The 24,877-nt window shown below is 38.6% G+C and carries 24 protein-coding genes; all 24 read left to right on the top strand.

From position 1 onward, the window contains the following. The first annotated feature begins 209 nt into the window (after positions 1 to 209). Positions 210 to 701, top strand: a complete 492-nt coding sequence (gene ybaK / locus KH364_RS00005) for a Cys-tRNA(Pro) deacylase (protein WP_273297808.1) — start codon at positions 210 to 212, stop codon at positions 699 to 701. 9 nt (positions 702 to 710) lie between these two features. Next, complete coding sequence (locus tag KH364_RS00010; RefSeq protein WP_273297809.1) at positions 711 to 1,436, top strand: ribonuclease H family protein; 726 nt, start codon at positions 711 to 713, stop codon at positions 1,434 to 1,436. Between the two features lie 22 nt (positions 1,437 to 1,458). Continuing rightward, positions 1,459 to 2,382: an NAD-dependent epimerase/dehydratase family protein gene (locus KH364_RS00015; RefSeq protein WP_273297810.1), complete on the top strand. Its 924-nt coding sequence runs from the start codon at positions 1,459 to 1,461 to the stop codon at positions 2,380 to 2,382. A 20-nt stretch (positions 2,383 to 2,402) separates the two neighbouring features. After that, entirely contained in the window at positions 2,403 to 2,681 is a 279-nt protein-coding gene (locus KH364_RS00020) for a DUF1294 domain-containing protein (RefSeq protein ID WP_273297811.1), read from the top strand. Between the two features lie 84 nt (positions 2,682 to 2,765). Continuing rightward, positions 2,766 to 4,202 carry a glucose-6-phosphate isomerase gene (locus tag KH364_RS00025; RefSeq protein ID WP_273297812.1) on the top strand — a complete coding sequence of 479 codons (1,437 nt, stop codon included), beginning with the start codon at positions 2,766 to 2,768 and terminating at the stop codon, positions 4,200 to 4,202. Between the two features lie 9 nt (positions 4,203 to 4,211). Next, positions 4,212 to 5,201 carry a UDP-glucose 4-epimerase GalE gene (galE, locus tag KH364_RS00030; RefSeq protein ID WP_273297813.1) on the top strand — a complete coding sequence of 330 codons (990 nt, stop codon included), beginning with the start codon at positions 4,212 to 4,214 and terminating at the stop codon, positions 5,199 to 5,201. 129 nt (positions 5,202 to 5,330) lie between these two features. Then, positions 5,331 to 6,083, top strand: coding sequence for a hypothetical protein (locus KH364_RS00035; RefSeq protein WP_273297814.1), 753 nt, complete (start codon positions 5,331 to 5,333; stop codon positions 6,081 to 6,083). Beyond that, positions 6,065 to 7,342, top strand: coding sequence for a secretion protein (locus tag KH364_RS00040; protein WP_273297815.1), 1,278 nt, complete (start codon positions 6,065 to 6,067; stop codon positions 7,340 to 7,342). Before KH364_RS00035 ends, KH364_RS00040 begins: the two co-directional genes overlap by 19 nt. A gap of 28 nt (positions 7,343 to 7,370) precedes the next feature. Continuing rightward, entirely contained in the window at positions 7,371 to 9,290 is a 1,920-nt protein-coding gene (locus tag KH364_RS00045) for an ABC-F family ATP-binding cassette domain-containing protein (RefSeq protein WP_273297816.1), read from the top strand. Between the two features lie 121 nt (positions 9,291 to 9,411). Beyond that, positions 9,412 to 10,560, top strand: a complete 1,149-nt coding sequence (locus KH364_RS00050; protein ID WP_105081371.1) for an ABC transporter substrate-binding protein — start codon at positions 9,412 to 9,414, stop codon at positions 10,558 to 10,560. A gap of 14 nt (positions 10,561 to 10,574) precedes the next feature. Beyond that, entirely contained in the window at positions 10,575 to 11,456 is an 882-nt protein-coding gene (locus KH364_RS00055; protein WP_009350906.1) for a branched-chain amino acid ABC transporter permease, read from the top strand. After that, the gene (locus KH364_RS00060; RefSeq protein WP_273298056.1) at positions 11,456 to 12,469 is read left to right on the top strand and encodes a branched-chain amino acid ABC transporter permease; all 1,014 of its coding nucleotides are present in this window, start codon (positions 11,456 to 11,458) and stop codon (positions 12,467 to 12,469) included. The genes KH364_RS00055 and KH364_RS00060 overlap by 1 nt, the downstream gene beginning before the upstream one ends. A gap of 11 nt (positions 12,470 to 12,480) precedes the next feature. Continuing rightward, positions 12,481 to 13,242 (top strand): ABC transporter ATP-binding protein, encoded by a 762-nt coding sequence (locus tag KH364_RS00065; RefSeq protein WP_054747712.1) that lies wholly within the window; start codon positions 12,481 to 12,483, stop codon positions 13,240 to 13,242. A gap of 1 nt (position 13,243) precedes the next feature. Next, positions 13,244 to 13,954 (top strand): ABC transporter ATP-binding protein, encoded by a 711-nt coding sequence (locus KH364_RS00070; RefSeq protein ID WP_273297818.1) that lies wholly within the window; start codon positions 13,244 to 13,246, stop codon positions 13,952 to 13,954. A 407-nt stretch (positions 13,955 to 14,361) separates the two neighbouring features. Further along, the gene (locus tag KH364_RS00075; protein WP_273297819.1) at positions 14,362 to 15,105 is read left to right on the top strand and encodes a polysaccharide biosynthesis/export family protein; all 744 of its coding nucleotides are present in this window, start codon (positions 14,362 to 14,364) and stop codon (positions 15,103 to 15,105) included. A 36-nt stretch (positions 15,106 to 15,141) separates the two neighbouring features. Further along, a complete protein-coding gene (locus KH364_RS00080) occupies positions 15,142 to 16,968 on the top strand; it encodes a nucleoside-diphosphate sugar epimerase/dehydratase (protein WP_273297820.1) in 1,827 nt (608 codons plus the stop codon). Between the two features lie 164 nt (positions 16,969 to 17,132). Continuing rightward, entirely contained in the window at positions 17,133 to 18,578 is a 1,446-nt protein-coding gene (locus KH364_RS00085; protein WP_105097832.1) for a GumC family protein, read from the top strand. 1 nt (position 18,579) lies between these two features. Further along, positions 18,580 to 19,191 (top strand): CpsD/CapB family tyrosine-protein kinase, encoded by a 612-nt coding sequence (locus KH364_RS00090; protein ID WP_273297823.1) that lies wholly within the window; start codon positions 18,580 to 18,582, stop codon positions 19,189 to 19,191. A 76-nt stretch (positions 19,192 to 19,267) separates the two neighbouring features. Further along, positions 19,268 to 20,467, top strand: a complete 1,200-nt coding sequence (locus KH364_RS00095; RefSeq protein WP_273297824.1) for a DegT/DnrJ/EryC1/StrS family aminotransferase — start codon at positions 19,268 to 19,270, stop codon at positions 20,465 to 20,467. Further along, a complete protein-coding gene (locus KH364_RS00100) occupies positions 20,461 to 21,147 on the top strand; it encodes a sugar transferase (protein WP_265137467.1) in 687 nt (228 codons plus the stop codon). Before KH364_RS00095 ends, KH364_RS00100 begins: the two co-directional genes overlap by 7 nt. 11 nt (positions 21,148 to 21,158) lie before the next feature. Beyond that, positions 21,159 to 22,025 (top strand): LicD family protein, encoded by an 867-nt coding sequence (locus KH364_RS00105; protein ID WP_273297827.1) that lies wholly within the window; start codon positions 21,159 to 21,161, stop codon positions 22,023 to 22,025. Positions 22,026 to 22,034: 9 nt separating this feature from the next. Then, complete coding sequence (locus tag KH364_RS00110) at positions 22,035 to 22,757, top strand: IspD/TarI family cytidylyltransferase (protein WP_265137465.1); 723 nt, start codon at positions 22,035 to 22,037, stop codon at positions 22,755 to 22,757. Then, positions 22,750 to 23,799, top strand: a complete 1,050-nt coding sequence (locus tag KH364_RS00115) for an NAD-dependent epimerase/dehydratase family protein (RefSeq protein ID WP_273297828.1) — start codon at positions 22,750 to 22,752, stop codon at positions 23,797 to 23,799. The genes KH364_RS00110 and KH364_RS00115 overlap by 8 nt, the downstream gene beginning before the upstream one ends. Continuing rightward, positions 23,796 to 24,863, top strand: coding sequence for a glycosyltransferase (locus tag KH364_RS00120; protein WP_273297829.1), 1,068 nt, complete (start codon positions 23,796 to 23,798; stop codon positions 24,861 to 24,863). The genes KH364_RS00115 and KH364_RS00120 overlap by 4 nt, the downstream gene beginning before the upstream one ends. Positions 24,864 to 24,877 lie beyond the last annotated feature (14 nt).

The following is a 24,877-nucleotide window of genomic DNA, read 5'->3' on the forward strand; positions in this document are numbered from 1 at the left end:
AAGCTGTTGAATTACAAAACGCCTCAAGAAGTCTTCATTGAAGAAGTTAATAAAGTTATGGATTTACAGAGTGTTCAATTTCATATTGCAATTTAAGAATAAATAAGAATGTTGAGTTAGATATAAATTTATGGCCATATATAATATATAGAAAAATATTATATATTGATTAGATTTATTTGTTACGCTAATATATAAGGTGGGATATAGTGAGTAAAGAAAAACATAAAAAGACTAACGCATTGCGTATCTTAGATACCCATAAGGTACCTTATAGCATTAGTGAGTATGAATGGTCTGAGGATCATGCCGCAGGACTTCATGTAGTAGAGGCACTAGGCCTCGAGGAAAAGGAAGTTTTTAAAACTCTAGTGGGTAAAGGTGATAAAACAGGTTACGTTGTATTCTGTATTCCAGTGGCCGCTGAACTAGATATGAAACAAGCTGCCCGAGTTAGTCATAATAAGTCGGTAGAGCTTGTTCCGGTTAAGGATTTGTTGGGAATTACAGGTTATTTGCGTGGTGGCTGTTCTCCTGTGGGTATGAAAAAAGCATTTCCTACGTACTTTGATGCTACTATGGAACCTCTAGAGTTTGTATATGTTAGTGCAGGCCTACGTGGTATGCAAATGAAAGTAAATCCAAAAGATTTAGCATCTGTTGTAAATGCTGAATTTATTGAACTTACAATGGATCATTAAGAGGTGTGTATGGCTAAAAAGTTTTATGCAGTTCGCAATGGTCGTGTGCCAGGTGTCTATATGACTTGGGCTGACTGTGAGAAGCAGGTAAAGGGCTTTGGTGGTGCTATCTACAAGTCTTTCCCTACGGAAGCAGAAGCTCTTGCTTTTGTGGAGGACTCAGGCTTATCCTTAAGCGATTTTATGAGTGCTAATAAGAGCGAACCTAAATCTTCTCAAGACGTGAAGCCTAAATCGATAAGCTCTAGACCGGTAAGTTTTAGCTCTAGGACTCAAAGTAAAGTAACAGCAAGTGTTGTGAATCCAGATTTTACTAAGCCAAACCATGTGGTTGCTTATATTGACGGTAGTTATAATAAAGGGGCAAATACCGTTGGAGCAGGTGGTGTTATCTTCTTGAATGGGAATAGGGAGACCTTTTCATTTCCATCTACTGATGAACGATATACATCATTTTGGAATGTAGCTGGTGAGTTATTAGCTGCTATGTATGTTATGAAATATGCTGTTGATCGCGGCGTTCCTGAATGTTCACTTTATTATGACTATATGGGCATTGAAATGTGGGCTACGAAGGGTTGGAAACGGAATAATGCGCTTACTCAACAGTACGCAGCATTTTATGACTCCATAAAAGACCGTGTGTGCGTACACTTTCACAAGGTAGCTGCTCATACGGGCGATACATATAATGAAATGGCCGATGCACTAGCTAAACAAGGTGCAGGTATTTAGAAATATAAGAAGGGAGGGTACTATGAATATATGTGTTACAGGTGGGGCCGGATTTATTGGCTCTCATCTTGTGGATCGATTAATTGAATTAGGGCACAATGTGCTTGTTATAGATAATTTATCTACTGGTATGCGTTCTTTTGTACATGAAGCAGCTCAATTTATTGAGATGGATGTACGAGATCCTAAACTAGTATCTATTTTTGAAGAGTTTAAGCCCTCTATCGTATTTCACGAGGCAGCGCAAACTATGGTTCAATCCTCTATGGAGAACCCTAGTTATGACTGTGATGTGAATCTATTGGGTCTTATTAATGTTTTAGATGCATGTCGGCAGGTGAAAGTTGAACAATTCTTAATGCCTTCGTCCGCCGCTGTTTATGGGGATTTAGCAGTATTGCCGTTAACTGAGGAATTAAGTGGCATGCCATCTTCCTTTTACGGACTAACAAAGCTTACTGCAGAAGGTTATTTGCGTATTTATCGTGAAGCCTTTGGATTAAATACAGTGTGCTTTAGATATGCCAATGTATATGGACCACGTCAAGGTGATGGTGGTGAAGGTGGCGTTATCAGTGTCTTTAACCGTTTAATCGTTGAAGGTCAGCCTTTAACCGTATACGGTGATGGCGAGCAAACTAGAGACTTCATTTATGTAGATGATGTGGTAGATGCTAATATTAAGGCTATGGGGAATAGTCAATGTACAGGTATTTATAATGTATCTACCAATAAGGGAACATCTGTTAATGAGTTGATTACGCGATTCCGTGCTATTAGTGGTGCTGACTTTATGGTGCACTATGAGGCTGAGCGGGTAGGGGATATCAAGCATTCTCGTTTGAGTAATACCAAGGCAGAACGCGATTTTGGCTTTGTTGCCACAACTACACTAGAGGACGGCTTACAAAAAACATTAGAATATTTTAAAGCTCATCATAAGTAAGGGATACAAGGTTTGGGGATATGAGTGATACACAATTTTGGGTAACTGTAGGTGTCTGGAATCTCATCGTATTTAGTATGTATGGATATGATAAATTATGTGCCATCAAGGGATATGGACGAATTTCAGAGTTTACTTTATTATTTTTAGCATTTGCCTTTGGTGGTGTAGGTGCTTTATTAGGCATGGTTCTGTGGCGCCATAAGACATTAAAGGTTAAATTTAAGCTGGCTATTCCTATTGCGTTGCTGTGGTCTGTCTATGCAGTAGGCTTCGGTTATGGTTTGTGGGTAAACTGATTGCATAAACTAATATTTTATTCATTCTTTTATGATATAATGGGTAAAATATTGTACATAAAATGTCAGTGAAGGAGATATTTGATGTTGCGATTACAATCGGGGTTCGAGTTAGATTACGCTAACATATATAATGAAAGTTGCATACAAGAGCGAGATGTAAATAATTTTGAACGAGCTATACAGAATGTGTGGCGTCATACAAATATTTTACGCTCTACAGGCTTCGAAGAAGGCCATGTTTCTAAAGATGGTTTACCTGAACCTGTATTGTTTTATCAGCTTCCATACATTTCGGAAGACGGTATCAATACACCAGATATGTTGAAACGTCTTTACGAGTTGCGTGACTATGCGCGTCACAATATTGATACAGTTGTGTCTGTAGGCATTGGCGGCTCCTACTTAGGGAGCAAGGTTATTTTTGATGTTCAATGTGGTGCATTTTGGAATAATTTAAGTACAGAAGAACGCAATGGATATCCACGGATGTACTTTGCTGGGTTTAATGTGGATGGCGACTATTTAGCAGGTCTTATTCGTACCTTAGAATATCAAGCTCAGAAAAAAGGTCCTGACTATAAGGTGATGCTCGTTATTACCTCCAAGTCTGGTTCTACAATCGAACCAATGGCTAACTTCATGATTTTGGAGAAGGCTTTACAAGATCGCAACATTAACTATGAAGTAGTAGCTGTTACAGATGTATCTGATGATGAACATCCTACAATTTTAAGGGCTATGGCGCTAGAAAATAATTGGAAGACATATAGTATTCCATATGGCGTTGGTGGCCGTTTCTCTGTATTTACAGAGGTAGGCTTTGTAACGGCTGCACTTGTGGGTTTTGATATTGAAGGCTTCTTAGCTGGTGCAGCGTCTATGGACGTAGCCTGCCAAGAAGAGGATATTTTCAAAAATCCTGCTTTATTAAGTGCTTTATTAAAATATATTGCATCTGAACGGTATGGTCGTATTATTGAAGTATTTATGCCATATAGTGACGCGCTTCACTCTTTATCCGACTGGTATGTGCAGCTTTTATCTGAATCGCTTGGTAAGATGAGTAATACATGTTTGCCATATGGTCGTACTCCAGTAGCTGCAGTAGGCACTATGGATATGCACGCTCAAGTGCAGGAACATCAAGAGGGGCGCCTTAATAAAGTCGTTCAATTTATTAAGGTTAAAGACTGGAAACATAATCTCATTGTGCCAGATACATATAGTGAATATGAACGTTTACACTCTCTATCTGATGTAGGGATTTGTGATATTTTAAATATTGCCTTAGATGCCAATAGAGAGGCCTTATCTAGTGACAATCGCTTTAACATGACTATAACTGTTCCAACGCTTAATGCATTCCATTTAGGGGAAATTATGTTTATGCATTGTTGGGCGGTTTATTTCGAGTCTATTTTTGCTGGTGTTGATGCCTTTGACCAACCAGGTGTTGAGGTCTATAAACGTCTCATCGGGCCTAAATTAGCTCGTGCAAAGGATACACATAATTCATAAGGGGGAACTATGAATATTTTAGTAACAGGTGGTGCTGGCTATATTGGGAGTCATACTGTACGTGCCTTACAACAAGCAGGTTATACACCAATCATTGTAGATAATTTATCTCGCGGACATGTAGAATCTATTCCTGAAGGGGTTACATTCTACAATATGGATATTGCAGATCCTAAGTTAGTCGATATTATGAAAGATAATAATATCATTGGTGTTATGCATTTTGCAGCCCACTCTCAAGTTGGGGAATCCATGGTAAATCCAGCTATTTATTATGAAAATAATGTGGTTGGTTCTTATCACCTTATTGAATCTGCTCGTGCAGCAGGTGTGAAGCATTTCGTATTCTCTAGTACGGCTGCAGTATATGGTGAGCCTGAGGTGGTACCAATTCGAGAGGATGCTCAATTGCAACCAACGAATGTATATGGTCGCACTAAATTGATGATTGAAGAAATGCTATCTGATTACAGTTCTATTTATGGTTCTACATACGTAGCATTGCGCTACTTTAATGCGGCAGGTGCCGATCCATCTGGTACGATTGGGGAAGACCATCATCCAGAGACTCATTTGATTCCACTCGTGCTCGATGCAGCTCGTGGTAAAAGAGAACATATAACTGTATTTGGTACTGATTACGATACAGCTGATGGTACATGTGTGCGCGACTATATTCATGTTAATGATTTAGCAGCTGCTCATGTATTAGCTATGGATTATTTACGTAAAGGTGGAGAATCCCAAGTATTTAATCTTGGTAGTGGTAATGGCTTCTCCGTAAAAGAAATCATCGAAACTGCAAAAGAGGTTACAGGCATCGATATTCCTGTTCAATATGGTGAACGTCGTGCTGGTGATCCAGGTACTTTGATTGCTTCTTCTGAAAAAATCAAAAACTTACTTGGTTGGGATCCTAAATTCAGCAATGTAGCTGATGTTATCAAAGATGCTTGGAAATGGCATACATCTCATCCAGATGGCTTTAACAGTAAATAAAATAAGAGCAAATCTTTTTGATTTGTCAATATAATGAATGACTCTATTAGTCACCTAGGTGACTGGTAGAGTCATTTTTTTGTAGGGATTTAGAAGGGGCTCCTAGAAATAGTTCGAAGGAGGTGAATTATGAACTTACAAGACTATATAGAACAGATCAAAGGCTGGATTGGTAGACAATGTTTTCTTGTACGACACTATCGAATTGCGATTTTTATATTCTTTATACTGGCTTTAGCAATGATAGTAGTTGGCATTTTTTACCCTCACGAAGAGGAACATATCAATATTATTTCAGCTCAATCAGAGGGGACTATTGATAATCAAAGGCAGGTAGATGACTCTATTGTTAAAGGACGCTTACTATATGATGTGAGTAGTGTAGAACGGCCTCATCCTTGGCGAGAGGTCTTTAAAGATATTTCTAGTACCGATTTATTAAGCCAAAGTGATAAGACGAAAGATATGGATAATGATTTAGATACTATTAGCGATGATGAAACATCACTTAGTGATAGCAAGAAAATAAGTAATAAAAGAACTTCACGGAAACATAGAAGTACGAAGAATCAAACTATAAAGACGGATAGAAAGAATAAAGATTGGAATAGCAATATGACCCATGATGATACCAATAACTATGGTAATGAAAGTGTTCACTCCAGAACAGGTATTAATTCTAACGCGTTGGCTCTAGAACAACGGATTGAACTTGTAGGAATTATTGAAGGAAATCAAAAGGTTGCTATTTTACGAAGAGGCTCAGAGGAGCAGATGGTTACAATTGGAAGTAGTTGGCAAGGGATATCAGTATCTGCTATTACTGAAAATAGCGTAGAAATCGTCGAAGGAGGTTCATCACGATGGCTAAAAATCGAGTGATCATAAAAATAGTTATACTAATAGCTATACTGACATATTTATTATTAGGAGGACCATTAGTTGTATTAGGAAATACTACAGAAGAAAAGGTAACAAATAATATAAGAAATAATATAACCAATAATATAACCAATAGTGTAACCAATAGCGTTGAGAGTAATAAAGATAAAGAACCAATTACAATATCTGTACGGAATGGATCATTAAAAGAGACTGTATTAGGCATTTGTCGAAGTTATGGTATATCAGTTATCGGTGTAGAGTCATTAAAGGGAAATATTACGGCAACCGTAAAAGGGGAGTCTCCAGAAGAGGTTATTAAAGAACTAGGGCGGATATATCATTTTTCTGTATCAAAGCAACATAATACATTACTTATTGAATCTGATGAGGCAACACTGGAGAACAGAGAACTCTATGTACTGTCCCCAGAACACTTACCAGCAGAATCTTTGAAAGCTGTAATGGGCACTGTAGTAAAGAATGATAAAATGGCCGTACTTTCAGAACAAAATGAGGTTATTATGCATTTAACGAGCGGAGAAAAAAGGCGGATAGAAACTTTAGTCCGTGCTATCGATAAGGAGCCTAAACAAGTACAATTAGAAGCTACGATTATTGCTATGGAGCAATCCTATGCAAAAGAACAAGGTTTTCGTTGGTCTTGGCTCAGTTTGACTGGTCATGGTGAAGATAAGACTAATTCGTATGGGGCTGTTACCTTTGGTAAAACACCAAGTGGAGAAGCTTATAAGTTTTTTGTGAAACCAGAACTAAGTCTTATGGAAAGTTCTGGAAAAGCTGTTCTAATAGCTAAACCATCTATTATGGCCCTCAATGGAGAGACTGCACACATATTAATAGGTGAACGTATCCCTGTTATAGAAGAGGCAGAGGTGAATGGAGAGCGCAAGCGATTTACCCGCTATGAAGAGGTGGGGATTAAGTTAAACTATACTCCTATTATTACTGCAGATGGCGGTGTAGACGCAAATATACATGCCGAGGTAAGTACACCGATTATGGTTTCGGAAATGAAAGCTTATAAAATTAGTACAAGGCAGGCTCATACTAGAGTGCGTCTACAACAAGGGGAAGTGCTTATCATAGGTGGACTCATGGATAATCGAGACCAGCAGCAAATACAAAAGGTACCCATATTAGGAGATATTCCGTTATTGGGCAAATTATTTCGTCATAGCAGAAAATCAAAAGATTCTGTAGAGATGTTGATGTTGGTCCGGGCAACTGTGGTATAATAAAGGGTAAATGATTAGGAGGTTGTGAATGGAACGCATTCGAATGATAGGCCTTGGAAAATCATTTGGGGTGCGCCAAGTATTTTCCAATGTTTCTTTTGAGATAAAAGAGGGCGATCGACTCGCCTTGGTAGGGCCCAATGGAGCCGGTAAATCTACCTTATTAAAATGCATATTAGGCTATGAGGAGCTTGATGAAGGCAATATAGTTAAGTCTCCTGTTGCAAGTATTGGCTACTTGCAACAAGATGTAAATCTTGGTGACGATAGTTTAGCTACTGAGATTGAAAAGGCCTGGGCTGATGTACATGCATTGGAAGATCAACTTAAAGAACTTACGAGTCGCTTAGAAACGGAAGAGGCTAGTGAAGCTGATTTACAACGCCTAGATTATTTACAAAATCGTCTAGAATGGCTTGGTGGGTATGACTATGAGCAAAAGACAAAGCGTATTGTTTATGGTTTAGGTTTTACTGATGAAGACCTAGACAAACCAGCTAATGCTTTTTCTGGTGGTCAAAAAACGCGTATTAACTTAGCAAAGGCTTTAGTTCGCCGTCCAGATTTTCTGTTCTTGGACGAACCGACAAACCATTTAGATATGGATATGCTCGAGTGGCTTGAGGGATACCTATCCGCCTATCCCGGTGGTATTCTTATCGTCAGTCATGACCGTTATTTCTTAGACCGCATCGTCACTGGCGTTGTGGAGCTAGATAATCATAAGGCTACAACGTATCGTGGTAACTATAGTCGCTATATCCAACAACGTGATGAACGTTTGAAGGCAGATATGGTGGCTTATGAGAAACAACAAGAGTATATCAAGAAAACCGAGGCTTATATAGATAAATACCGGGCAGGTATCAAGTCTAAAATGGCTCGTGGTCGTCAGTCCCAGCTCAACCGATTAGAACGTCTTGAGGCGCCTGTTACTTCACATCATTTACAATTTTCATTTCCTCCAGCGGCTATGAGTGCTGATAAGGTGCTAGTCTTAGATCACTTATCTGTTGGGTATGGTGAAAGTCGCATTATTGATGATATATCTCTCGTTGTTCGTCGCGGTGAGTCTGTAGCTCTTATCGGTCCTAATGGAGCAGGTAAATCGACTCTAGTAAAAACTATTGTAGGCGAACTATTCCCTGAATCTGGTCATGTAGATATTGGCAATCGCGTACAAGTGGGTTACTTCTCACAAGAGCACGAAGAGTTACATGATTCTTGGCAGGTAGTAGAAGAGATTATGAATCACTTTAACTACAGTGAAGATAAGGCTCGTAATGTACTTGGTGCATTTCTCTTTAAAGGGGATGATGTGTTTAAACTGGTCGGTGATTTATCCGGTGGTGAAAGAGCGCGTTTGGCATTGCTGAAATTATTCCTTCAAGGTGATAATTTCCTTATTTTAGACGAACCGACAAACCATTTAGATATTCCTACGCGAGAAATTGTGGAAGAAGCACTACAACAATTTGAAGGAACTTGTTTCATTATTTCTCACGATAGATATTTCTTGGATCAAGTTTCTACAAAAACAGTAGTACTAGATGATGGAAAAATCACTGAGTATCTCGGTAATTATTCATACTACAAGGAAAAGCTAAAGGAGCAAGAAGACTTATTAGCGATAGCTAATGAGCAGAACTTAGACGCTGATAAGGTTGAGAGCAAATCTGGTTCAGCTGATGAGCCAGCACTTTCAGCATCAGAATCTACAGAGGAAAATCAGAAGAAACCGAATGCCTATATGGTGGAAAAACAATTAGCAGAGGTGGAATCTGAAATCGCTCGCCTTGAGGCAACAATGAAGATGTACGAGGTGCAATTAGCAAATCCTGTAGTGCAACAAGATTTAGATGAAATGTCCAAAATCTCTATGCAAATTGAGGAAACTCAAAGTGAGTTAGATTCATTGTATGAGAAGTGGGAAAGATTATCTGAATAGCTTATTTAATGTATATATTATTGGGGAATTAAAATCATTATCTTTTAATTGACAAAGTATTTTAGATTCTCATAATATAGGAATAGATTTAAAGTTTTATGTTTTTAAGGAAGGGTGTAACATGAATAAATCCATGTTGAAAAAAGCAGCCATTTTTGGTCTTGCTGGTGTAATGGCAGTTGCTGCTGGTTGTGGTAGCAATAAAGATGCAGGAAATGCAAATAGCAATGAAGCTAAAATTGCATTATTGACAACAACAACTGGTGGTGCCGCAGCATATGGTGAATCCATTAAAGCTGGTGCAGAATTGGCTGTAAGCGAAATCAACGCTGATGCAAACGCTGTAAAAATTAATTTGTTAGTAGAAGATACTAAAGGTGATAAAAACGAAGCTATCAATGCGATGAACAAAGTAATTGCAAAAGATAAAGTTGTAGCAGTTATCGGTCCTATGCTATCTGGTGAAATGATGGCAGCTGGTCCTGTAGCAAATAAAAGCAAAGTAGTAGCGCTTGGTACATCTACAACTGCTGAAGGTATTACAGATATTGGGGATTATATCTTCCGTAATGCTGTACCAGAATCCTTGGCTGTAGACACAGCTATTAAAGAAGCTCATAAAACATTGGGCTTTAAAACAGCAGCTATTATGTATTCTAACAACAATGACCAAATGGTATCTGTAAACAATACAGCTCGTAAAGCATTGGAATCTGTAGGCGTACAAATCGTTGATACTGAAACATTTGCAGATAAAGATACTGACTTCTCTGCTCAATTGACTAAGATTCAACAAGCTAAACCAGATGTAATTATCGTTGCATCCCTTTACCAAGAAGGTGCCCTTATCATGAAAAAAATGCGTGAAATGGGTATGAATCAACCTGTAGTTGGATCCAATGGCTTCAACAGCCCACAATTCATTAAAATTGCTGGCGATGCGGCTAACGGCGTTATCGTTGGTACACCTTGGTTCCCTAATAAAGAAGACCAAAAGGTTAAAGACTTCCGTAAAGCTTATGTAGCTAAATATGGTAAAGAACCTGACCAATTCGCTGCACAAGCATACGATGCCGTATATCTTTATGAAGCAGCGTTGAAAAAAGCAGGCTCCACAACTGATCGCGAAAAATTCCGTGAAGCATTGAAAAACATTGCTGACTTCGTTGGTGTAACTGGTCAATTCAAGTTCAACGAAAAACGCGATCCTTCCATGGAAGTTCAAGTATTACAAATTAAAAACGGTCAATTTGACGCATTAACAAAATAAGTTGAGGTAGTATAGTGTTTTTACAACAATTAGTTAACGGGTTAACCCTCGGTAGCTTATATGCTGTACTCGCTATTGGCTTAACACTTGTGTTCGGTGTTTTGAATATTATCAACATGGCTCACGGAGGCATCTTCATGATAGGTGCCTTCGTTGGTCTTTTTATGGTAACAATTTTTAACGTTAACATTTTTGTAGCCCTTATCGTAGCTATGGCAGTAGGTGCTATCCTTGGTTATCTTCTAGAATTTGTGGCCCTTCGTCCACTACGCAAGAAAAAGGTGTCTCACTTGGCACCACTTATTAGTACCATTGGTGTTTCCATCTTTATTGAAAGCTTGGCATTATTGCTTTGGGGTCCTCAAACAAGATCTTTCCCACCAGATTATATTGGTGGTCTTATCGACTTTGGAGCTTTTAAAATTTCCATGGTACAAATCATTGGCTTAGGTGTTTCTATCGTTTTAATGCTCATTTTAAATATAGTTATTAAGAAAACTAAAATTGGTAAGGCTATTCGCGCCGTATCAATGAGTACTGAAACGGCTGCACTTCTAGGTATTAACCCTACGATGATTATTTCTGTTACAGTAATGATTGCCTCTGCACTAGGTGCAGCTGCAGGTGTATTAGTAGGCTTATCTTTCAATGCTATTGAACCTACTATGGGCGTTATCATCGGCTTTAAAGGTCTTGCCGTACTTATTTTAGGTGGTCTTGGCAATATTACAGGTGCTATGGTTGGGGGCTTCATTCTTGGTGTAGCAGAGGTATTCTCTGTTGCCTATGGTGCTTCTACATTCCGTGATGCCGTAGCCTTTGGTCTCATTATCCTATTATTGTTCTGGCGCCCACAAGGCTTGTTTGGTTCTAAAGATAAAGGGGGGAGACCATGATGGATTTATTAAACCCGTATTATCTACAGATCGTGATGTTCTTCATCATCAATGCCATCATGGGTATTTCTATTTACTTTACACTTGCCAGTGGTCAGCTCTCTCTTGGGGCAGCAGGCTTTATGAGTGTAGGTGCTTATGTAGGCGCTATGCTTTCTTTGAAAGCTGAATTGCCTATCGTTGTTGGCATTCTAGTAGGTGGCTTAGTTGCAAGTCTTGTAGCAGTTATCATTGGCTTACCAACAACAAGACTTAAAGGCTTGTATCTAGCTATTTCAACCCTTGGTTTTGGTGAAGTAGTACGCGTTATTTTCTTGAATTTAGATGTTACAAATGGTGCTTTAGGTTTATCTGGTATCCCTTCTATTCCTCAAGAATTGACAAACTATGCCTATGAATTTGATATGGATGGCCTAATGGGCCTTGATGCTGTGACATGGGGGAATTTGATAGCTATCATTATTTTGTTGGCTATTTTAGTTTTGATTATTGCTTTCTGTGTACGCATTAATAATAGTCGTGTTGGTCGAGCTTTTGCGGCAATCAAAGCGGATGATCATGCGGCAGAACTAATGGGGATTAACGTTGTATACTACAAAATGATGGCCTTTATTATTGGTGCATTTATTGCTGGCATCGGTGGCGGTTTGTATGCTCACATTACAAACTTTATCAATCCTACAGATTTCAGCTACCATAAAGTAGTACAAATCTTGTTATTCCCAGTATTTGGTGGCTCCAATGTGGTATGGGGTTCTGTACTCGGCTCCTTTATTCTTACATTATTGCCAGAAGTATTGCGTTTCTTGTCCGATTATCGAGATATCATTTATGGTGCTTTACTTGTTATCTTGATGGCTGTTCGTCCAGATGGTATTTTAACAGAATCTATGATGGACAAAATTAGCCGTAAGTTAGGCTTTAAAAAAGCTCCTTATATTCCAGAATCACAAGTATTAACAGAACGCTTTGAAGCGTACAAACGCAAACAACAAGAAGAAAAACAAGGATAGGAGGGAACTGAATGCTATTAGAATTAAATGAAGTAAGTAAAAGCTTTGGTGGCGTTGCAGCTCTCACTGGTGTATCCTTCGGTGTTAAACAAGGTGAAGTATTTGGTGTTATCGGTCCAAATGGTGCCGGCAAGACTACACTTTTTAACTTGATTACTGGTGTATTTCCAGCAAGCTCTGGTGAAATCGTTTTTGACGGCATGTCTGTAGTAGGTATTAAGCCACATAGAACTGTTGAAATGGGGATTGCTCGTACGTTCCAAAATATTCGTCTTTTTGGTAATATGACAGCTCTTGAAACTGTATTAACTGGTATGCATTGTCGTACTGGGTCTGGTTTCTTGTCTAGCTTCTTGAAAACAAAACGTCAACGCATCGAAGAAGAGCGTTGTCGTGGCATTGCTTACGAGTTCTTAAAGCTTGTAGGCCTAGAAGAAGATGCTGAAGAAGTTGCTACATCACTGCCATATGGTAAGCAACGTCGCCTTGAAATTGCTCGTGCTTTAGCAACACATCCACAATTGATCTTGCTCGATGAACCTGCAGCGGGTATGAATGATAGTGAAACTGAAGTTCTTCGCCAACTAATTGGTAAGATTCGTGACTTAGGTATTACTGTTGTAGTTATTGAACATGCCATGGAATTAATGATGAATATCTGTGATCGTATGGTAGTTCTTAATTTTGGTAAGAAAATTGCTGAAGGTACACCTCAAGAAATTCAAAATAACGAGGCTGTAATTGAAGCATACTTAGGTAAAGAGGAGGTGTAATATGTTAAAACTAGAAAATATTGTGGCTGGTTATGGACATATTACAGCCTTAAAAGATGTGAGTTTAGAAGTGCCACAAGGTTCTGTTGTATCTCTTATTGGTGCCAATGGTGCCGGTAAAACTACAACAATGAAAACAATTATGGGCCTTGTAAAACCAACTTCTGGTCGAGTGATCTTTGAAGGTCAGGATATTACTGGTCGTCAAACCCATCAGATTGTACATGCTGGTATTTCCTTAGTGCCTGAAGGGCGTCAAATTTTACAAGATATGAGCGTTTATGAAAACTTAGAAATGGGCGCTTATATTCGTAAAGATAAGGAAATCGAAGAGGATATCAAAAAGGTATTTAAACGATTCCCAATTCTTGACGAGCGTAGCTACCAATTAGGTGGTACGTTATCTGGTGGCCAACAACAAATGCTTGCCATTGGTCGTGCACTTATGGCTCGTCCAAAATTGTTATTGTTAGACGAACCATCTATGGGCCTTGCTCCATTGGTAGTTAATGAAATTTTTGAAACTATCAAAGAAATCAGTGCTGAAGGTACAACAGTTCTCTTAGTAGAACAAAATGTTCGTCAAGCATTAAAAATTGCTGATTACGCTTATGTATTAGAAACAGGTAAAATGGTCTTGTCTGGTCCAGCTGATGAAGTGCGTCATAATCCACGTGTTATGGAAGCTTACTTAGGTGGTCGAGTTGAGTAAATAATGACCATATTTATCTAAAATTTTAAATAAGGTGTATATACTAATTTTTTTAGTATATACACCTTATTTTTTTGTTTATCAATAAAAGTGATGAGTGAGCGGTGAAAATGTGAGCCAATAGTGAAATGACTTTACATATATTTAATTATTTTACTAAATTTTAAGAAAAAACGGAGTGAATTATCTATGAAATGAGTAAAAAATAACTCATGAAAATACCGTGAAAATACTATGTTTACTGCATTTGTTATTGAAGGTTTGATGAAGTTCACTCAGAATACCTTGGGTTTATAGAAGTACATTTAAAAAAATGATAAAATAGCTTAACCGATATTTTAGTATTAACAATACTAATAATCATGTGATGTATTGAACATGTTGAATGTAAAACAAAGAGGTAAAGTATGAATAAAAAACAGTATGTGATGATGGCTGCATTTTTATGTGCAACGACAACCACTATGGCAGCACCAGTAAGTGTAACTACTGAAGAGGGCTATAATACTAAAACTGTACAGTTGGAAGGTCATGCACCTTTGGAAACTAGTGCATCTGTAATTAGCTCTGACAAAGAATATCGCCTACGCCAAGGGGATGAATTAACGATTCAAGTCGTACAACAGGCCGATCTTGGAACTCGTAATGGTAATGACATTATGTATGCAGTTCGTCCAGATGGTTATGTATCTTTCCCTATGGTAGGTGCCGTAAAAGCAGACGGTTTAACTGTTGATGAGTTTACTGCTGCATTACAGCAAGGGTTATCTCGATACATTATTAATCCAGATATTACTGTAAATGTTACAAAACTTGGTGGTGTACGAGTATATGTATTTGGTGAAATTAATCGACCAGGTGCTTATACGCTAACGAAGTCTAGCACAGTTATTGATGCGATTGGCGCGGCAGGTAGCTTCAACTGGGATACAGCGAAGAAGAAAATTTATTTAATTCATCAAGATAATCCAGAAAAACCAATCCCAATTAATCTAAATCGTATCTTACAAACTGGGGATATGACTGAAAATTATATTATGAGAGAGGGCGATGTTCTTTACTTAACTAAAAACAGCCGTATTAACTTTGCTCGTGATATTGCTCCAATCTTAACTGGCGCTTATATGGTATCACGCATAGGTAAGGATTAAGGATAAGAATTATCTGTCATATAAGGGGGCGTTCTTTTGCGTTCATATTTATTACCAGCCATATTGTTTATTGCCGACATTGCAACTATTGTTATTGTTGCATTTGTCAGTTTATTTATTCGATTTGATGGCTATATAGAACCTCAATATATTAACCAAATGGTAGATGCTTTACCGCTACTACTAGTTTCCTATATGTTGATGTTCTTGCTTATGCATTTGTACACGCGTATTTGGCGTTATGCAGGGATGCGAGAGGTATTGGCAGTATCTGTCGCTACGACAGTAGGTACAGCAATCTTTTACTCCTCTATGTTTGTATTTGGTAAATCATTACCAAGATCAATCTATTTTATTACCTGGTTCCTTACAACTGGTGCAGTAGGTATGGGACGCATGTTGCTACATTATGTGGCGCTTCATTATAGCAGTGGGGATGATGGTGAAAGTGGTCAAGTGAATACGTTGATCATTGGTGCTGGCGATGCAGGGGCAACTATTGCTCGTGAAATAGAGCGATATCATAAGCGCTCTCGTCGAATCATTGGCTTTGTAGATGATGATATGTTCAAACATAACCGCCTTATGAATGGCTTTAGAATTTTAGGTAATCGTGAAGATATTCCTATGTTGGCAGCCAAATATAAGATTGAAGAAATCATCATTGCCATGCCGTCGGTTAAGCGCGATGTTATCCGCGAGATTATGGAAATTTGTTCTCCTCTTAAATGTAAGATTAATACCTTGCCAGGGGTGTACCAGTTACTTGATGACGAAGTCCTTGTATCTCATCTACATCCTGTTTCCATTGAAGACCTATTAGAACGTGATGAAATTCACCTCGATACTTCTAAGGTGGAACCATATCTTAAGGATAAAGTAGTTCTTGTTACAGGCGCTGGTGGCTCTATCGGCTCTGAAATTTGTCGCCAAGTACTACGTGTAAAACCTAAGAAATTATTATTACTTGGCCATGGTGAAAACAGTATTTATATTATTCACCAAGAATTGCGTAGTGTTGCACCAGAAGGTACTTTGGTACCTATCATTGCAGATATTCGAGATAAGAATCAATTAGAGCAAATCTTTAAAGCTTATAATCCTGAGGTAGTATTCCATGCTGCAGCTCATAAACATGTACCACTTATGGAAATTCAACCTATAGCAGCTGTGCTTAATAACATTTACGGTACCCGAAATGTAGCAGATGTGGCTGGTGCTCATGGGGTTGAGCGATTTGTTATGATTTCTACGGATAAAGCTGTTAACCCTACTAGCGTTATGGGGGCCACTAAACGGGTGGCAGAAAAGGTTGTACTAGGTATGAATCATAAATATGATACCAAGTTTATTACGGTCCGTTTTGGTAATGTACTTGGTAGCCGTGGTTCTGTTATTCCCTTATTCCGTAAACAAATTGAAGCAGGCGGTCCTGTAACTGTTACAGATCCAGAAATGACTCGTTATTTCATGACTATTCCAGAAGCAAGCCAACTAGTGCTACAAGCTGGTGCCATGGGTAAGGGCGGCGAAGTGTTCCTCTTAGATATGGGCGAACCAGTTAAGATTGTAGATTTAGCTAAAAATATGATTCGTCTTTCTGGTTTTGAACCAAATAAGGATATTCGTATTGAATTTACAGGTTTGCGCCCAGGGGAAAAATTATACGAAGAGTTATTAACTGCTGAAGAAGGCACGAATACAACTACGCATAAGAAAATCTTTGAAGCTGCGTTAGAAGATGTTAACCAAGAATGGTTAGGCCGTGAAATCGAGCGCTTTGAAACATGTAGAACTGATATGGATGTAATCAATGTGTTACAGGATATCGTTCCTACATACCATCCAAATCATAATATCTAAATTGTCACTATATTAGTTATTAATTCACGTATATTACTACATCGTTATATAGCTATTTTATATTTACTTACATTGTGCTTTGCTTGAGAGAGATAGACACAGTTCACAATCCTTAGAGGGAGAGACCCTGTTGTTTGTATACTTTCACAGAAAGGGGTATATGGGTGGAACAAATTATCGATTTAAAAGAGGTAGGTAAAGTCCTCGTTAAGAAGCGCCGTAAAATTATCAATATTACGGTAGCCTGCATGGTACTAGGTGGTGCCTATGGTTTTCTAGCGCCATCTACGTATCAATCTACATCTATGTTGCGCATTAAGCAGGCTCAAGGCTTAAGCAATTCTGTATTATCAAGTTCCAATGGCTATTCTGACGCTATGTCTCGTCAATTGATGAACACAGATGCAGAAATCTTAAAAAGCCGTAATGTAGTAGAACCAGTTATTGCTGCTATTGAAGATCCTGAAGGGACAGGAAATGCGCCGACATACGAAGAGTTTGTTAAAACGCGTATTGAAACAAAACCATACAAGGAAACTGAGTTGTTACAAGTGAGCGTAACAGGCAAAAGTCCTGAACAAGCTCAAGAAGCTAATAAATTGCTAATTGATAACTTCTTGAAGCGCCTTGCTGAAATTTCTCATGTTGAACAACGTGCTACTCGTGAATTTTTACAAAAACGTGTTGTAACTGCTAAAACTGAATTGGAACAAGCAGAAAAGAAATTACAACAATTCCAAGTTGACAACAAAGTTTACTCCACAGCCGATCAAATGAAAGGCTTAACAGATAAGATTACACTTATCGATCGTGAAAAAGCGCAAAATCAACTTGATTTAGAAACGGCACAAGCTGCATTAGGCAGTATCAATGAACAATTGGGTTCTGCTGGTAAAAGTATCGCTGATAGTGCTACAGTTCAAGCTTACAAAGGTCAATTAGCGGATCTTGAATCTCGTAAGGCTTCTTATGTTGGTAAATATACTGATGAACATCCTGCGATGAAAGAAATTAACCAACAAATTGAAGAAGCTAAGAGTGGTCTGAATGCAGAAATTAACGCTATTGCGTCTCAACAAGCACCTTCTAGCAACTCTGCACAACAAGGTTTGTTAGCTGATAAATTTAGAAATGAAGCCGCTCTTGCAGTAGCTCAAGGTAAACAATCTACATTAGCTGAACTTGATAAAGCAAACGAAGAAGCTATGAAAGGCTTGCCTGAAAAAGAACGTGGCTATATCCAAGCAAAACGCGATGTAGATGTGGCACAAGATATCTACCAAATGTTATCCACTCGCTTAGAAGAAGCAAAGGTAGCAGAGGTGATGGTGCCAAATGAAGTTCAAATCGTAGATGCTCCTACATTGCCAGAAAAAGCAATTGCTCCGCGTAAAGTTCTCATTCTATTAGGCTCTGCAATTTTAGGCCTCATCCTTGGTTGCCTCTACACATTGGGCCAATTCTTCTGCAATCGCAAAGTTCAATCTGTACAAGAAATCAATGATGTTCTTGGCATTGAAAACTTAGGTGTGATTCCAAATCACGAAGAGAAAGAATACGAAGAACCTAGTAATCGTATCGTAGCATTGTTGCGCAAAGTGAGAGGTTAATATGATCAGACTAATTTCTAATGAACGTGGTGATACAGCACTCGTAGAAGCATATCGTACATTGCGTAGCAATTTACAATATGTATGTAATCAACAAAAATGTAAGCTTATCTGTATTACAGCCGCTACTAGCGGTGAAGGCACTTCTGAAGTAGCCGCTAATACTGCATTAGCTTTGTCTAAAAACAATAATAAAGTATTACTGATTGACGGTAATTTACGCAATCCAGTACAACACTTAGCCTTTAATGTGCAAAATAAAGGTCTTACTAATGCAGTAATGATGGATGAAGACTTGACGATTCATCGTAATGTACAACCTCATTTAGATATATTGACAGCAGGTGAAGTGGTTCAGCATCCTTCTGAAGTAGTAGACTCAAGTAAATTGCCAACAATTTTAGATTATGTACGCGATGAATATGATGTGGTTATCATCGATACGCCACCAGTATTATCCGTTACTGATGCTATTGTATTAGCTGAAAAATCCGATGGTGTTATGCTCGTTGTTAGAAACGAAGTAGCAAGCCCAAAAGATTTGATAGAAGCAAAAAAACGCCTTACTCAAGTAGGCATTCCTCTATTAGGCTCTATCGTAATTGATGCTTAATAATCTTACTTAATTCGTACTCTAATCGATTCATCAAGCGTATCAATATGGTACAGAAAGCATTGAGGTGATGTATATGAAAATTAATTTTTCTCCTCCCGATATTACCGACTTAGAAATCAACGAAGTCATTGAAGCCTTAAAAAGTGGGTGGATTACAACTGGTCCTCGTACTAAAGAGCTAGAGAAAAAGATTGCCGAACAGTTAGGCACACCTAAATCTGTTTGCTTGAATTCTGCGACTGCAGCGCTTGAAATGTCTCTTCGTGTATTAGGTATTGGTCCTGGTGATGAAGTAATTACGAGTGCTTATTCCTATACAGCTAGTGCGAGTCCTGTAGTTCATGTAGGTGCTACCTTAGTGCTTGTAGATACACAAAAGGACTCTTATGAAATGGATTACGATGCAGTAGCTCGTGCCATTACTTCAAAGACAAAGGCTATTATTCCAGTAGATATTGCTGGTGTACCTTGTGATTATGAGCGCTTGCGCTCCATTGTAGAGGACAAGAAATCTCTCTTTACTCCAGCCAATGATATTCAAAAAGCATTAGGTCATATTCCTATCGTAGCGGACTGCGCTCATTCTTTTGGTGCAACCTATAAAGGTGTGCATACAGGCAATGTAGCGGACTTTAGTAGTTTCTCTTTCCATGCAGTAAAAAACTTTACTACTGCCGAAGGTGGCTGCGCTACATGGCGCCATATTGAGGGCTACGATGATGAAACTATTTATAAACAATTCCAATTGTTGTCTTTGCATGGGCAAGATAAGGATGCTCTTGCTAAAACTAAGGCTGGCGCATGGGAATACGATATTAAAGGCACATATTACAAATGTAATATGACGGATATTATGGCTGCTATTGGTTTGGCGCAATTTGAAAGATATCCAAAACTGTTAGCACGTCGTAAGGAAATTATCGAAGCTTATGATGCAGGTTTAAAAGATCTACCTGTTACAGTATTAAGTCACTATACTGATGATCATCAAAGTAGTGGTCACTTGTACTTAGTTCGCTTAGATGGACGTGATGCAGAATACCGTAACAAGGTAATTGAAGCTATGGCTGAAGCTGGAATTGCAACAAATGTACATTATAAACCAATTCCTATGCATACGGCTTACAAGAATTTAGGCTTTACTATTGATGATTATCCAAATGCTTATGATCAGTTTAAGAATGAGATTACATTGCCACTTCACACGTTGTTAACAGATGAAGAAGTGCAATATATCATTGAAACATTTAAAAGGATTATTACCGAATGCTAGTAAAAAACTTTCACGATCTACCCCAAGAGTTACAGTGTGAAGAGGTGCGTCCGTACTTTGAAATATTAAATCAAAGACGAACAAGTCTTTTATGTAAAAGCATTTTTGACCGTGTTATGGCGGCCGGCATGCTCATTACATTGAGTCCTGTATTTCTTGTATTAGCCATCATGATCAAACGAGATAGTGAAGGTGAGGTTTTCTTCCGCCAAACTCGGGTGACACAATATGGTCGCACCTTTGGTATCTATAAATTCCGTACTATGGTAAAAAATGCGGAATCTCTTGGTGCTCAAGTAACGTCACAAAATGATATGAGGGTTACTAAGGTGGGTAATATGCTGCGCAGTTGTCGTCTTGATGAACTGCCTCAGCTTATCAACATTCTCTTAGGAGATATGAGCTTTGTTGGCACAAGACCTGAGGTACCGCGATATGTGGCAGCCTATACGGATGAGATGAAAGCTACGCTGTTGTTACCTGCTGGTGTAACGAGTGTAGCCAGCATTGCCTATAAAGATGAAGATCAGCTTTTACAAAATGCTCAAAATGTAGATGAAGTTTACATCAATGAGGTGTTACCAGGCAAGATGGCTTGGAATTTGAAGAGTATTAAGGAATTTTCTTTTTTACAAGATATAAAAACGATGATAGATACAGTGTTAGCTGTATTACGTTAAGAGAGGTCCCTATGAGTACATCTATGACAAAGGAAATACAAGAGAAAGAGCTGACTATGTTGCTGTACTTTAAAGAATTCTGCGACAAACATAATTTGCGCTTTTATCTTTGTGGCGGTGGTCTCATTGGGGCTATACGTCATAATGGTTTTATCCCTTGGGATGATGACTTAGATCTCTTTATGCCTCGTCCTGACTATGAAAAACTAGCAGAGTTGTGGCCTAAATATGCTGATACAGAACGTTATACGTATTGTCGTACAGATCGTCATCATATTTATCACGATGCAGGCACTTCTATTCGAGATAACAACACGACTTTTATTAATCGTCACAGTATGCACGAAGATATTTGTCATGGTTTAGCCTTAGAGATTATGCCAATTGACGGCTGTGCACCTGGCAAAATCAGCCGTGCTTTGCAGTTGATGTGGGCTATGACATTTGCACTCTTTAACGCTCAACGATTACCGGATAATAAGGGGCCTATGTATCGTGCCTTAGCAGGCTGTATCTATAAGGTCTTTTCTAGTCAGTCCGTGCGCTATCATATTTGGCGTTTCGCAGAAAAGCAAATGACTAAATATGATTTCAATACAAGCAAGGAGTGTACTGAGTTAATCGGTAGTTTAAAAGGCATGAAGTTAAGACATCCGCAAGAGGATTTTGCTTCTGTCGTTTATAAAGACTTTGAAGGACATCAAATACCTGTTATGAAAGGGTATGAGAGATATTTACGTCTCATTTGGGGCGATTATATGCAATTACCACCTGTGGAGCAACGTGTAGCAAAACATGACGCCGCATTTGCTGATTTGCATACGCCTTACAAAGAATATAGAGGCATTTATTATGCCCAAAATAAAGCTCAACCATAAGGAGGGCCTATGAAACGAATAGCAGTAATCTTTGCGGGTGGCGTAGGCGCTCGTATGAAGAACAGCAAGACGCCGAAACAATTTTTAGAATGGAACGGTAGACCTATTTTAATTCAAACCTTGGATGTTTTTGAACAAACAGAGGCTATTGATGGTATTGTTCTAGCCTGCAAAGCAGAATGGATTGATCATACAAAGCAACTAATTGAAAAGGCGAAATTACAAAAGGTTTTGTCCATTGTACCCGGCGGTGAAAGTGCTCTCGGCTCCCAATATAATGGGCTAGTTGAGACTAAGCGTTTAATCCCGGATGAAGATGTGACTGTGTTGATTCATGATGGTGTTCGTCCACTTGTGGATAGTGCTACTATTGAACGAAACATTGAATCTGTTGAATCTAAGGGTTCTGCTATTACTGTTACTCCAGCTATCGAAACAATTATGGTTACTCAAGATGGTTCCATCAATCGAATTTTAAATCGTAATGAATGTCTTATGGCTAAGGCTCCACAGAGCTTTAGATTAGATGATATTTTATCTGTTCATGATCGAGCAAAAGACGATGGAATACATGATTTCATTGATTCTGCATCGATGATGATGCATTATGGTTACACTTTATACCCTGTACTAGGGGAAACTGAAAATATAAAAATTACAACACCATCCGATTATTATATGTTTACGGGGATTATTAAAAACCGTGAACTAGGAGGATTAGAAGATGAGTAATTCCGTTATCCAACGTGAGTTAACGGCTTTAGTACATGAAGAAAAGTACTTTGATTTCCTCCGTCATCAACGCGTTCTTGTAACGGGTGCAACAGGGCTTATTGGCTCTATGTTTATTAAACTACTCATACTTGCTAATGAAGCTTATGGCTTGGATTTAAAAGTGCTTGGTCATGTGCGAAGCCATGATAAAGCACAAACTATTTTTGGTGAGCATTTAGATAATGAATCATTTACTATTATTGATGGCTCATTAGAATCTATCGATACGCCATGTGACTATATCCTGCATGGTGCGGCACCAACACAATCTAAATTTTTTGTAGAACATCCTGTAGAGACAATTCGTACCTCTATCCATGGTACAGAGGCTATGCTTGAGCTAAGTCGTCATAAAAAGGTAAAAAAACTTGTTTACCTATCCAGCATGGAGCAATATGGCGTTCCCTATGAATCAGGTCAAGTGATGACTGAGGAACGCTTAGGTTATCTTGATCACCTAAATGTACGTAGTTCCTATTCTGAAAGTAAACGACTCTGCGAATGTTATTGTAAGTCTTATGCGGTCGAGTATGGCGTTCCCGTTGTTATCGCTCGACTAGCTCAAACCTTTGGACCAGGTGTTCCTGTATCTGATAATCGTGTATTCATGCAGTTCACTAAGAGTGCTCTCAAGCATGAAGATATTGTTCTTCACACAAAGGGCGACTCTATGTCTAATTACTGCTATATTACAGATGCTTTGACAGCTATCTTAACCCTTATGAAATCAGGGGAAGTAGGAGAAGCATACAATATATGTCATGATGAAGAGACTCGCTCTATTGCTAGCATTGCTCATTTAGTGGCAACACATGTAAGTGATGATAAGAGTAAAGTTATCTTTGATATTCCAGAAGATGTGCAAGGGCTCGGTTATGCTCCGACAGTTCACATGTTCTTAAGCTCTAAAAAGTTAAAATCTTTAGGCTGGCAGCCTAAGGTATCAATGGCACAAGCCTATGTAAGACTAGCAGAATATATCCAAGAGGAAGGCTTATGAAAAAGGAAATAATTATTGTCACCATCTCCCTTGGTAATGATGGGGCTGAACGAATTTTAACTGAGTTAGCTCGTCAATGGATACATGATGGTCACCATATTACGGTTATCCAAACAAGCCCTAATCGATATGGTAACGAATATGCTTTAGAGGAAGGTATTGAGCAAATCCAAATTCATACTACTAGCTCTAATAAAGTAATTCGTTTTATGCAAGAAATAAAAGAATTAATCAAGATCTTGAAGACTCGACCAAATGCTACATGTTTATCGTTCTTGTCTGCATCGAGTTTTATCTTGGCTATTAGTTCTTGGTTTGTAAATAATCGCATCGTTTTTTCTGAACGCAATAATCCGCGTAAGGTGCCTATCGGTTGGCATCAACAAGCGTTGCGTAATTTTGCATTCCGATTCGCCGATGCTCTAGTATTCCAAACAGAAGACGCTCGCTCTTATTTCCCTGAATCTGTCCAAAAGCGTGGTGTTATTATTCCAAATCCTATTAATGGTAAATTGCCACCACCTATTGAGGGAGAGCGTGAGAAGACAATCGTTACAGCCTGTCGATTACATCCTCAAAAAAACCTGCCTATGATGATCAATGCTTTTAGCATGTTAGCGGACGAGTTTCCAGAGTATAAACTTGTCATCTATGGTCAAGGTGTTTTAGAAGATGAATTACGAGGTCAAATTAAATCTCTTAATTTAGAGGATAGAATTTTATTACCAGGCTTTGCTAGTAATATTTTAGAAAAAGTAGCACCTTGTTCCATGTTTGTGTCCTCTTCTGACTTTGAAGGTATTTCAAACTCTATGCTAGAGGCCCTTGGCATGGGCTTGCCTGCAGTCGTTACAGACTGTCCTGTAGGCGGTGCTCGTATGGTAATTAAAAGTGGAGAGAATGGTATTCTTGTACCTGTAGGTGATACACAGGCTATGTATGAAGCTATGCGCAGTGTCTTGAAAGATCCTGAATTAGCCGCTAAGCTTTCACAAGAAGCCATCAAAGTACGCGATGAGTTCCCATTGTGGAAAATCGCAAAACGTTGGTTAGAAGTTTTATGAGTTGTAAGGAGGGG

The organism is Veillonella sp. oral taxon 158, assembly GCF_018376515.1.
GTDB classification, from domain to species: Bacteria; Bacillota; Negativicutes; order Veillonellales; family Veillonellaceae; genus Veillonella; species Veillonella rogosae.